Below are 12,424 nucleotides of genomic sequence, written 5' to 3' on the forward strand. Positions count from 1 at the left end.
GAGGAGCCACGGCTCGGTAGGAATCCCCGTGCCTTTAGGCCGGGGAGGATGTCAAAAGGGTTTGATTGGGAATACTAGAAACCCACGTCGAATGGCATGGGATATTTTTAGTAATATCAAATCCGTTTAATTAGGTATAAAAATATTGTCCATCTTCACCATTAGGAAATCTTGATATAGCGTTTCTCAGACTACTGAGGTACTGGTGTTTTTCTTCTTTTCTCTCTTGGTGCGCGCCTCCTTGCGACTGTCGTTGTTGCGGGGTCGCACCGCTATTCTCTGTTTCCCGAATTACTACTCCCTACTCCCCCACAACAAACGAATTTTGACCTCACCAGCATGGGAATTGCTATAACTGTTTTTCCTCTTGACTCCTGAGGACTGACTCCTATCTTCAAAAGATTTTATACCGATGCTACCGGATTTGATATAACCTCAAATTTGATACTTTTTAATAAAAATCTAATGGCTTCCTGCCCAAGTCACCCACTTGCGAGAAACACCTAAATGAGAGCTAGCTGCACTTAATTCTGCTTGATTAACATTTGCTGCGGTCAAATCTGCGCCACTCATTTCTACTTCATTCAGGTTTGCTCCAATTAAGTCTGCACCAGTAAGGTTAGTACTACGCAGATCTGCTCGATTCAGATTAGCTCGTGCTAGGTTTGCTCCTGTCAAGTCAGCACCGATTAGATTAACATCACTTAAATTCGCGCTACGCAAGTCTGCATAACTAAGATCGGCACCAGATAAATTTGCTTGACTTAACTCAGCTCCACTTAGTTTTGCCCGACTTAAGTCAATCCCACTTAAATCAGCTTGATTTAGATTAATCATAGTCAGTTTTACCCCACGCAGATTTGCATTACTGAGACAAACTCCTCGAAAATAACGTTTTCCTATAGAGTAGCGACTCAGGAATTTTTGAGCATCCATATTTTTCAACTCCGTTTGAGAAAATTAGTTTTTTAAAGATTGTTTATTTTTTCATGGTGGCAGAAACATCAAAAAATGTAGCTAAAACTACACAAAAGTTTAAAATTTTATAAATTTGTATGAAGCTCAATTGATATCATGAAGGGAGGAGTTAGGGGTGGGTTGACTCCTGACTCCTCCGTCATTTATTTATAACTATTCAACCGGACATAATATAATTTCAATCTCCACCAATCTTCTAATAAAGTGTACAAAACAGGAACTACAATTAAACTCAACAAAGTAGAAGTAATTAACCCTCCAATAATTGCCACAGCTAAGGGTTGTCGTAATTCTGCTCCTGCTCCTAATCCCAAGGCGATCGGCAACATTCCTAAAACTGTCGAACTTGTTGTCATTAAAATGGGTCGCAGTCGCACCAACCCAGTTTGCAAAATAGCTTGTCTGCGCTCTAACCCTGACTGACGCAGTTGATTAATATAATCCATCAATAACAAAGCATTTTTATCCAGTAAACCGAGGAGAAAAATTAGACCGAGTAGGGAAATAACGCCAAAATCACTCTGAGTAAATAATAATCCTAACATTGCCCCCACAATAGACAAAGGCAAACACAAACCTACTACCAAGGGTTCTAAAAATCTACCAAAAAGTAATACTAAGACTGTCAACATACATACAACAGAGAAACCTAAAGTTACAAAAAAACTACCAAATACTTCCCCTACTCTCAAAGAATCTCCACCTAAATCTAACTTGACACCAGGAGGTAAAATTGGTTGAGATATTTCTAGTGCTAAATCTATAGCATTCCCTAATCCTAAACCCTCAGAGAGATTAGCTGTAATATAGATAACCTGCTTTTGACTGCGATGAGTTATTTCCATGGGGTTATCGAAATTATTATACTGAGGCGCAATAGTTAAATCGACAAATCCTGGTAATTTGGCAATTTGAGTTTGAATTTTTTGAGCTGTATTGTAGATAATTTCTCGATTATCTCCTAATAACATTACCTCAAAAGGTTTTCCGGCACCAGTCTCAACAAATGGAATATCCTCCACACTAACACTAATATTTTTTAACTCAGATAAAGCTTTACGAGTTTGCTTTTGTATTTGGGCAGTAGTGAGCGATCGCTCTTTTTTGAGTTTTACATATATTTTACCACGATTTGGTTCGCCTTGGAAACCTGCAATACTAAAAACTGATTCTACTTCTGGGGAGGATAAAACAATTTCCTCGATATTTTGCGCTACTCTACGAGATTTTCTTAATAAGATCCTAGTGGGAGATTGAGTTAGACCGCTAATCCAATTAAATGCTCCTTCAGGAAAAATTGAGTTATTGGCAGGTGCTTGATTTGCTTGGGGTGGAGGAAAATTTTCAGTATTTTTCGCAAAATTAGGTAGAGGGTAAGTGTAGGTAATATTAAATTCTCCTCGGTCTAGTTGGGGTACTAAACCTTTAGGGATTAGAGGAATCATTGCCATACCAAGGATGAAACTGAGTAAAGCTATTGCTATGACAACTTTTCGATGGTCTAGGGACCAGTTAAGTAATTTTTGGTATTGATGGGATAAAGTGTTCTCCCACTTTTGTGTTTGATTTAATAAATTATCTTGTTTCAAATAACTTTTGACTTCATTATTATTTTCTTCTAACTCTTGACTTCTGACTTCATCATAATTTCCTTCTGACTTCTGACTTCTAATTGGTGTTTGATTTAATAAACCATCTTGTGTCAGATAACTTTTAACTTCATTATTATTTCCTTCTGCCTTCTGCCTTCTGCCTTCTGAGTTCTGACTTCTGACTTCTGACTTCTGACTTCTGACTTCATTTAACCACCACACTGCTAATACTGGGGATAAAGTGCGGGCGACTAATAAAGAAATTAATACTGCGGCGGAAACTGTTAAACCAAAGGGTTGAAAAAATTGACCAAGGGTATCTCCCATAAAAGCGACTGGGAGAAATACTGCGGCAATAGTGCAGGTAGAAGCAACAACTGTTAACCCTATTTCATCAGTACCATTGATGGCCGCTTGTCTGGGAGTTTCTCCTGCTTCGAGATGTCTGGCAATGTTTTCCACATCTACAATAGCATCATCAACAACAATTCCAATTATTATTGCTAAGGCGAGGAGGGTAATAGTTTCTAGGTTAAATCCAAATATTGCCATGATAATACAAGTACCTAATAGAGAAATAGGTATTGCTAAAGCTGTAATTATGGTGGCTGAAAAATTCCGCAAGAATGGAAAAATGACTGCTACTGCTAGAATAATTGCTAATAATAAAGCATCAATAGTAGCTTGGGTTGCTTCCTGAATATAGTCTGCTTGAGTTTCTGCTAAAGCGAGTTTTATTTCTGGCAATTCAGACTGCATTTTTGCTACAGTTGCTTCTACTTTACTTACAGCTTCTAAAGTATTGGCATCAGCACGTTTTACTACTTGGAAAGCTATGGCATTTTTATGATTGAAACTGACTAAAGTTGGGAAAGTGTTAGGGAGTGATGTGTCAGTGTCTTTTTGTTTGAAGGAAGCATCTCCAAGTAGGTTGACTTTTAAAACTTCCGGTAATTCTGAAATAGTAGGGATAATTTGATTTTGAGCAATGGCAGTTAATTCTTTGAGGGTCTTACTGTCACTGACAATGGCGTAGCTAATTGCTGCTGACTCATTGAGGTCAAGACTGATTATGTCTAAATTAGTTTCTGGAGGGAGAGGTACTTGTTTGAGAGCAGTTTCCACATCTGCTGTTGCTGATTTTAAATTGTTTAGGGTAGTAAAAGCTATGTTGATAACTGCTTGACCTGGATATGTTGAGGAGCGTAATTCATACATCCCTTTTGTTTCGAGGATTTTAACAGCTTTTTCGATGGGAGTTGTAATTTGCGTTTCTGTTTCGATAGTATTGTCAAAATTTGCTGTTGCTTGTACTACCACCACTGGAAAACTGACTTCTGGAAATAAGCCATATTTGAGACTACTAAAGGCAAAAAAACCTGCTATTACTACACTTAACCAAAAACAAATAGTTAACCATGGTTTAGCGATCGCCCTTCTGGAAATATTCCAGCGTTGTCGTAGATTTTTTGCTGTAGATTGTTTCATTTTTGAGCGTTGCTGAATTAGTGTACCATATTAATCTTAAATTACTTAGGAGTCAGGAGTCAGGAGTCAGGAGTCAGGAGGGAATAAAGAAAGAGAAAATTTTTGCTCGCCCTCTTATCCGGACATGATATCATATCTCAAATCAGCAACGCCAAAAATCCTATTAGCCAATCTTAATAATTTTCTGATAATTTTCACCAGAGATACAGCGCTTCCCGTTGCCCGTGAGGTACACCCCGAAGATGGCTAGATTGCCTCACTACAATATTTTCATCATTTACCCTGTACCTCATTTGCCCGAAATATGCTGTAAGTATTAATTTTTGAATTACCGAAAAATTTTGGTTTAAAGCTTCCCCTTTTAAGGGGATAATAAGCGGTTGAGGGATGGCGATCTTCGGAGCGGGTCTGCAAGAACGGGTCTCCTCGCCATATCCAATCGACCAAGAGAAGAAAAATTTTCCTTTGAATCAATCCTCTTCTTTTCAAGGAGAGGTAATTATTAATTATTAATTATTAATTATTAATTGTTGAACATATATCACCTAATTTATTAACTCTTCAGCACAAATCTCTCCAACTTCTATTAATTCTTCTGGCGCTTCCTCCTTTGCTGCTTTGTTCATTAATTTCTGAAATTTTTCTAAGGTATATTTAGATTGAAACTGATTCAGGGTACAATCACATAGCGTTTCAGCTTGTTCTGTTGATAATCCTTTTGTCACAGCATTAATTTTACAACTTGCTTGATAAACCTCCGTAAAATCTTGAGGATATTCGTTTTGAGATAGTAATTTAGGAGTTTGACTTTTTGCTTCACTCACCAGTAAACTACAGTAAGCTATACTTACCAAGGTTAATAAAAAAACAGTAACTAAAGGTTGTTGTTTGCCGCTAATTTTCATTCTAATAATTAGTTTTTTGTTAGACCGGAAAGAGAGGATATTTTATGATAATTACTTAAGCTAAATTGTGTAATTTTTTTGATGATTAGGAAACATTTTTTTGATATTTTATATATGTTAAGTAACCTCAATCTATTATTGATTATTGCTGTATAATTATCCATCAAATGACAACTTTTTAGAGTAAATTTCAATTATAAAATGGGGGAGGCGATCGGGTAATAGAAAAAATAAAATTTTTCTCAAATCTCTTAACCTCATGCCTAAATTATAGTCATTAGCAGTAAGATATTAGCTTTTAATTTTTTGGCTTAATATAGAGCAAAAATGTAGTCTAGTTAATGTACTTAATCAATATGCAAAACCCTATTATATTGTCAATTTATCTTTTTCTTTTGGGTTTAATACCCGGCTATCTAAACGGTGTTTACAATTGCTTGGGGTTTGTAGACACAAAGTAGCTTGTCGAACACTGTCGCTATCCACTTTTTCCTTTTTTATTCTTGCTTCTTCCTTTTTCCTTCTTGCTTCTTCAATACTTAATCTAACCAAATTTCCCACCAAGAGCCAGACTTAGATTCCGATGACTCTACCTCTTTAATCCTGTTAATTTTTTCCCCTTGATGAATCTTACCTGCTGCTTGTTCGGCTGCCTCTTCTTTACTTCCTGCTTCGACTATTATATCCCTACGATTAAGAGTGACACGATATTTCATATTTTTTTTACCTCATATAATCTACAATAAGAACTTTACCATAATTTTATAACATCATATAGATAAACCGGATTTATGTCACCAAAAACCCGGTTTTCCAATTTTTTTAAGTTTGTTCTCTGATTTTTTTCTATATCTGAGATAGGGGTAGATTTAAGCATAAATATTTCTGTTAAGTAGAACATTCTCGATCTATAAATATACCCCTACAGTTTTTTATGAGAATAATCATCTGGACATGATGTTAAACAGGTTTAGTTAAGTTAGAACAATAACTATCATTTACTACTACAGAATTAATATTTATAGGATCCATATCTGATGATTCTGGTATCCACCGATTTGTAGGATGAAAGACTACCTTTTTACAAACAACCTGAGTATTACTTAAAGACGCATAATCCCAAGTAAAAATTTCTGGGTCTCTAATATTTGCATTAGCGGGCACTTTAACTAATGCACTTAGCAAGACTAACTCCAGGGTTATCAAAGCAACAATTGCGTATTTTAACATAGACCTCCTAAACTGATTTTGTGAATAATTAATTTTCAGATAATAGTTTGATTCTTATTCCAATTATCTCATAATTTTTCTGAGAGTGTCAAGAACTTGGGAGGAGTCAGGAGTCAGGGGTCAGGAGTCAGGAGAGAAGAATAAAGAGGAAGAACAGGAGAAAGTTTTTTATCACTAATTATCAGGACATGATATTACTGAATAATTAAGGTTTAAAGGTTATTATTTGAAGAATAAATAAGAACAAAAAATATTTTTGCTCATCCTATCCCTTTTAAGCAAAGGTAATTATTAATTGTTAATTTTAAAAAGCCTTTTATGAGGGAATGCTGCGCAACCAGATACCTAATTCTATGCACAATTTTTTAGGTTGATAAATGATGGGAATTTCAAAATAGATGATTCCCGTTTTTCTTGGGATACCTATAGTATTGTTTTTCAAGGATTTATGATTTCAACAACTTTCGCTCAACTTCAGGCAAAATATCCCTACTATCAAGAAGTATTTCAGCGACTTTATCAAAATTATCAAGTTGTTCCCTGTTCCTCTTCTTTTCGATTTAAATAGCAGAAGGTAGAAGGTAGAAGGAATGTCTGAGTTTTAAGCTTTTGATCTGTTCGCGCTCTTTGCTTCAACCACTATACTTATGCAAGACTTCAATAATTAAGTAGTTAGTATAATTCAATAACGTTAAGAGCGATTATTAGCAAGTAAGTGTATATTATTCTTATGTTTACTACTCCCCCACTCCCCCATTCCCCAACTCCCCTTTCTTCCTCTAATACCTACGATTAATTCTATCTCTAGCAGCTACTCCTAAAAAATATTCTATAGGTTGCTCCGAATTAGAAACAACTACAAATTGATAATAACCAGAGGTTAGGGTTTGACCCCTCCATAGATTTATATTTCGATCTTCTACTAATGCTCTAGACCTACCACGATACTTTTCAGGAGGATAAATAGATAAGAAAACTTCTGGAGAATTAACTCGTAACCTGACGCGTAAAATTTGGTCTGCTTGTATCCATGCTAAATAAATTTTACCTTCTCCTGGTTGTAAATTACCATTCACAACTTCTCTAAATGAACCTGGTGTAAAACGAATTTCTTCTAAAGATTTTCTACTTTGTAAAGCTTTCATTGTATCGGTAGCGATCGCTTGCCAAATTTGACCCATTGGTAAACCAATTATGTTTTTTCCACGGGGTTGTTCTGAGAATAAATAAAAAAATCGAGCATCGGTCAAATCATTAAAAGCTGTACTACTAATATTTAATCTATGAAGTTGAGACTTCCATCGATAAATATCATCTTTACTATAATTTCCTAATCTACGACGAGCATCTAAACTTAGCGTTTCTAGTTTGTTAAGTAACTGGTTTGCTATTTCATACCACCGCCACTTCCATAATTTATCTTCTGAAGTTTCATCACTCAAAGTTTGCCCTTTTTTTTGAGGATATTTAGCGTAGAAAAAGTCATCTACTAAAGGAAAAAAGAAAGACTCTTCAATGCCAGATTTTTGGAGGCTATCGCTCAATTCTTGGGGTTTCTCTTTGACAATTTTATCTTTTTGATTAGAGTTGTATTCTAACCAAAAATTACCAGCTATCCAACCTATTCCTCCCATGCCAAATATTGTTACTAATACTAATAAAATTGTTGACCAAATTGAAAATTTTTGAGGGTTATTAGTCGTAGCTGGAATTTGGGAAACTGGTGTTGTTGTGACATTGGAGATTTGATCTGCGGTAATAGGTTGAGTGGAGATGACATTTGGTGCTGCTTGGGTCGGTGTTAGGTCAGTGCTAGAAGCAAAATTTTCAAGCTCTGCTATAACTTGACTAACTGTAGAATAGCGATCGCTTGGTTGAGGAGCTAACATTTTATCTAGCACATTACCTAAATTTGGACTAATGCTAATTATTTTGCGCCAGTTAAAGGTTAAATCGTGAGGATCTATTAAAAAAGAGGGTTCTTTTCCTGTCAGTAATACTAAGACTGTTGCTGCTAAAGCATATAGGTCGCTGTTGGCATTAATCATCCCTAGTCGCATTTGTTCGTCTGGTGCATATCCGACTTTACCCAACCTTGTTGCTTGGAGCGAAATACCATGAGCATATTCAGATACTACTTTTGTTGCTGTTTCTTTGACTCCACCAAAATCTATTAATACTGGCAGTTTATCGGAGCTTCGCAGAATGATATTATCTGGGGAAATGTCGCGGTGAATAACTCCCAAGTTATGAATATATTCTAAGACTGGTAATATTTGTAGTAAAAATTTTGTTACTTCTGTTTCGCTAAAAAAAGTGCCTTGACGTTTGCGGTTTTCTAGCAAAGCACGATAAGTTTTACCTTCTACATAATCTTGTACTAAAAATAGGTATCCTTCTCCATCTAATTTAACGCGAAACATTTCTCGGAACCCGGGTATTTGTGGATGTCGCAATTTATAAAGTACCCCTGCTTCTCTTTCAAATAATTCTTGGGATTTTTGTAAGGCATAACTACCGTGTACTTGGGGGGCAAATTCTTTGAGTACACAGGGTTCTTGGAAACGATGGTTATCTTCTGCGAGGTAGGTGCGTCCAAAACCACCATGTCCCAATTGTTTGACTATTTTATAGCGGTTAGTGAGTATTAGTCCGGGATATATAGGGTTATTCATAAACAGGGATTATGGTTAGTTTGGGTCCAAGTTAGGGTTATTTCATTATATTTAAGTTGAACTTTCCGTTACAAAAATCGAAATTATAGGTTTAGGGGTATAAAGGTTAGGGATAATTTAATTCTGTTAAAAATCAGAGGTTATATTTAATTTAATCTATTATCTCTACAGGGTAGCTGATGATGTGACTGTGATAGTGGTTTTAACTAATTACCTTAAGTTCGTAATTTTGATTTATTAATCATTGGGATTTATGAATTTATGAAAATAGTTGAAAAGTAATTTTATTATTGGCATAAACTAATTTCTCAATGATTGACTGCTTTGTTTCCTAAACTGGTGAGGTATGAAAATCAATTTATCGGCTTTTCCCATTTTGTGAAGCACTCGGATGTGAGTGTTGATATTTTCAATATGTTGCGTATGTCGCAATAGTCATTTCATTTTATGAAGCTCCAAAATGACTACTTTGTTTCCCCTGACTGGTGAGGTGCGAAAATCAATTAATCTGCTTTTCCCATTTTGTGAAGCACTCGGATGTGAGTGGTGATATTTTCAATATGTTGCGTATGTCGCAATAGTCATTTCATTTTATGAAGCTCCAAAATGACTACTTTGTTTCCCCTGACTGGTGAGGTGCGAAAATCAATTAATCTGCTTTTCCCATTTTTTTCTTCTATATCCCCTATTCCCTATTCACTATTCCCTGACTTCTGCAAGAAGTCTAATTTTCTGGATTTGTAATTTCTCCCATAAACAAAATAGTGCCAGAATTATTATCTCTAATGGCAAAAAAGAAAGGACGATTAACTAACATATCGACAGTTATTACTTCACTTTCCAATGTTATTCTTACACTGGTAGTTGCTGCTGCTTCTGTTCCAGTTTCATTCACTTCAACAAATGTTTTATGCTTAACTTCACTGATAAATAACTTCTCACGACTCATTCCAGAGAAGTCTGCTCTTCCACCTTGAAAAGCTATTTGCATTCCTAAAGATTTCAACATATTATTGAGAGTCACTTCATATTCATTTTTCAACGTTGGCAAACCTAAATTAACTTCGTAACTTTCAAACTGTTTCATCCAATTTTCCCAGTTTTTTTGATTCAACACTTGATAAAATCCCTCTAAACTGACTTGTTCCCTGGGGAGAAATATATACATACTAACCAGACCTTTTTTATAGGGCAAACTCACTGCCTGAAAATATTGATTCTCGTAATATAAATGTCTTGACGATTGGAACATAATTGGATGTTGTTTTTGAGTTCCATTGGCTAAATAAAAAGGCATATCTTTAGTAGAATATTCAGAAAATTGTTCTTCCCAATTGCCCTGAAAATAAATAGCATTTAATAACACCATGACATCCTCGGGTTCGAGTTTTTGAATAATTTGATCTATTTTGCCTTCAGTTTTATCTTTTACCCAATTATTGATAATTTTCAGACTTTCAGGATCGTCAAAGTCAATTTCTCTTACCTGACTCTGATAAAAATCTTGATTTACTTGGATAAAACTTGGATAAAAAGATATTCCCTTTCTAGTCCAGATTGAGTTAGCAATATTTAATTTAATCTCGGGATTTAAACTATTTAATAAAATTCCTAAATCCTGATTTGCTTGATTAATTTCCTCTAAACTCATTCCCTGAAAGTTTAAAGTTTTAGCCATAGCTTCTTGAGTTTTGCCAGCAGCGCCATTGTAGGTCATTGATAGAGCGATCGCTATACTTATTGGTGAGATAAAAACATTTTCATTGGATTTGGATTTCTGAATTTCTGAAAATAGTTGAAAACCAAATTTATTATTGGCATTAACTAATTTATTCAAGGTACTTGTATCTACTGTTTGAGCTAATTTATGCTGCTTCTGATTTCTTAAAATTATTGTACTGCCAGGTAAGTTATAGACTCCCAGAATTACAATTAAAATAATTGCTCCTAGAGACATTTTGGCAGAAATGGGGGAAAATTTATTCATAAGTTCTTTGAACATTCTTTTACCTCACTAGAGTCAATTGATAAAAATTACAATCAATATAATTTTCAAAATTACTAACTTTTCTGTTATAAATCATTTAAGACTACTATAGCAATCCCCAAAAAGCGTGAGGTATAAAATTCCTTTGTTTTAGGGAGTAGGGAATAGGAAATAAAAAAGATAGGTCTACTTAATTAACCTGAGAAATATTATGCATAAAACTTACTCTTAATTTTCTGGATTTGTAATTTCTCCCATAAACAAAATAGTGCCAGAATTATTATCTCTAATAGCAAAAAAGAAGGGACGATTAACAAACATATTTATACTTGTCATCATAGCACTTAATGCTACCATAGTTATACTGGTAGCTGATGCTGCTTCTGTTCCTGTTTCATTCACTTCCACAAATGTTTTATGTTTAATTTCATCAATATATAACTCTGGAGGAATAGGACGAATTCGAGAAAAATCTGCTTTCTTTCTGTCAAAAGCTATTTCCATTCCCAAAGCTTTTAATATGTCATTGAGGGTAACTTCATATTCATTTTTAAATTTGGGTAGAGTTAATGTGACTCATTGAGATTCAAACTTTAGCATCCAATTTTCCCAATTTTCTTCATTTAAAGTTTGATGGAATTTTTCTAATCCTATTTCTTCTTTGGGGAGAAATAGGATTAGAAAAATTCCATCAAACTTTAGCATCCAATTTTCCCAATTTTCTTCATTTAAAGTTTGATGGAATTTTTCTAATCCTATTTCTTCTTTGGGGAGAAATACATACATACTGACGCGACCTTCTCCGTAAGGTAAACTAATGGCTTGAAAAGTTTGATTTTCATAATATGAATATTGAGATAATTTGAACATTGTTGGATGTTGTTTTTCCATTCCATTAGATAGATAAAAAGGCTGCTCTTGGGTAGAAAAATTATCAAATTATTTTTGCCAGTTTCCTTTAAAATAAATAGCATTTAACAATACCATGACTGAATCACGATCTAGTGTTTCAATTATTTTATCAATTTTGCCTTTGGTATTATCTTTTATCCACTTATTGATAATTTCTGGAGTTTTCGGATTTTTCAAGTCAATTTCTCTTACTTGACTCTGATAAATTTCTTGGTTTATTTGTAGAAAGTTTTGCTCAAAAGGTATTCCGATTTTAGTCTATATTGAGTTAGAAATATTTAATTTAATTTCTGAATTTAAACTCTCTAACAAATTTCCTAATTGTTGATTTGCTTGATTTATTTCTTCTAAACTCATTCCCTGAAAGTTTAAAGTTTTAGCCATAGCTTTTTGAGTTTTTCCCCGAGCGCCATTGTAGGTCATTGATAGGGCGATCGCTATGCTAATGGGTGAGATAAAAATATTTTCATTTGCCTGGGATTTCTGAATTTCTGAAAATAGTTGAAAGGCAAATTTGTTATTGGCAGAAACTAATTTCTCAATCATGTCTATATCTCCGATTGTAAGCATTCATTTGCAAAAATACTTTTTTCCTATATATTCCCTGTTGCCTGTTGCCTGTTGCCTGTTGCCTAAAAGCGATAAATTTTTGGCTTT

The 12,424-nt window shown here is 34.6% G+C and carries 8 protein-coding genes and 1 pseudogene; all 9 read right to left on the reverse strand.

Annotated features, from left to right (window positions below):
- Window positions 1-462: 462 nt before the first annotated feature.
- Window positions 463-936: a pentapeptide repeat-containing protein gene (locus tag D5R40_RS24940; protein ID WP_124147052.1), complete on the reverse strand. Its 474-nt coding sequence runs from the start codon at window positions 934-936 to the stop codon at window positions 463-465.
- A gap of 185 nt (window positions 937-1,121) precedes the next feature.
- Entirely contained in the window at window positions 1,122-4,058 is a 2,937-nt protein-coding gene (locus D5R40_RS24945; protein WP_124155387.1) for an efflux RND transporter permease subunit, read from the reverse strand.
- 545 nt (window positions 4,059-4,603) lie between these two features.
- Window positions 4,604-4,963, reverse strand: a complete 360-nt coding sequence (locus D5R40_RS24950; RefSeq protein ID WP_124147054.1) for a hypothetical protein — start codon at window positions 4,961-4,963, stop codon at window positions 4,604-4,606.
- A 369-nt stretch (window positions 4,964-5,332) separates the two neighbouring features.
- A complete protein-coding gene (locus D5R40_RS24955; RefSeq protein ID WP_124147055.1) occupies window positions 5,333-5,515 on the reverse strand; it encodes a hypothetical protein in 183 nt (60 codons plus the stop codon).
- A complete protein-coding gene (locus tag D5R40_RS36015; RefSeq protein ID WP_161564687.1) occupies window positions 5,503-5,679 on the reverse strand; it encodes a hypothetical protein in 177 nt (58 codons plus the stop codon). The genes D5R40_RS24955 and D5R40_RS36015 overlap by 13 nt, the downstream gene beginning before the upstream one ends.
- 244 nt (window positions 5,680-5,923) lie before the next feature.
- Window positions 5,924-6,193, reverse strand: a complete 270-nt coding sequence (locus D5R40_RS24960; RefSeq protein ID WP_124147056.1) for a hypothetical protein — start codon at window positions 6,191-6,193, stop codon at window positions 5,924-5,926.
- A gap of 779 nt (window positions 6,194-6,972) precedes the next feature.
- Window positions 6,973-8,868 (reverse strand): serine/threonine-protein kinase, encoded by a 1,896-nt coding sequence (locus tag D5R40_RS24965; RefSeq protein WP_124147057.1) that lies wholly within the window; start codon window positions 8,866-8,868, stop codon window positions 6,973-6,975.
- Between the two features lie 724 nt (window positions 8,869-9,592).
- On the reverse strand, window positions 9,593-10,870 hold the full coding sequence (locus D5R40_RS24970) for a serpin family protein (protein WP_124155388.1): 1,278 nt from the start codon (window positions 10,868-10,870) through the stop codon (window positions 9,593-9,595).
- A gap of 213 nt (window positions 10,871-11,083) precedes the next feature.
- Window positions 11,084-12,337 (reverse strand): annotated as a pseudogene (locus D5R40_RS40040) (serpin family protein).
- Between the last annotated feature and the right edge of the window lie 87 nt (window positions 12,338-12,424).

The sequence above is a fragment of the Okeania hirsuta genome, from assembly GCF_003838195.1.
In the GTDB taxonomy this organism is placed as follows: Bacteria; Cyanobacteriota; Cyanobacteriia; order Cyanobacteriales; family Microcoleaceae; genus Okeania; species Okeania hirsuta.

What these genes read in the sequence shown, in the direction of transcription:
- D5R40_RS24940 (WP_124147052.1), bottom strand. Translation starts at nt 936, where the DNA reads ATGGATGCTCAAAAATTCCTGAGTCGCTACTCTATAGGAAAACGTTAT.
- D5R40_RS24970 (WP_124155388.1), bottom strand. Translation starts at nt 10,870, where the DNA reads ATGTTCAAAGAACTTATGAATAAATTTTCCCCCATTTCTGCCAAAATG.
- D5R40_RS24945 (WP_124155387.1), bottom strand. Translation starts at nt 4,058, where the DNA reads ATGAAACAATCTACAGCAAAAAATCTACGACAACGCTGGAATATTTCC.
- D5R40_RS36015 (WP_161564687.1), bottom strand. Translation starts at nt 5,679, where the DNA reads ATGAAATATCGTGTCACTCTTAATCGTAGGGATATAATAGTCGAAGCA.
- D5R40_RS24965 (WP_124147057.1), bottom strand. Translation starts at nt 8,868, where the DNA reads ATGAATAACCCTATATATCCCGGACTAATACTCACTAACCGCTATAAA.
- D5R40_RS24960 (WP_124147056.1), bottom strand. Translation starts at nt 6,193, where the DNA reads ATGTTAAAATACGCAATTGTTGCTTTGATAACCCTGGAGTTAGTCTTG.
- D5R40_RS24950 (WP_124147054.1), bottom strand. Translation starts at nt 4,963, where the DNA reads ATGAAAATTAGCGGCAAACAACAACCTTTAGTTACTGTTTTTTTATTA.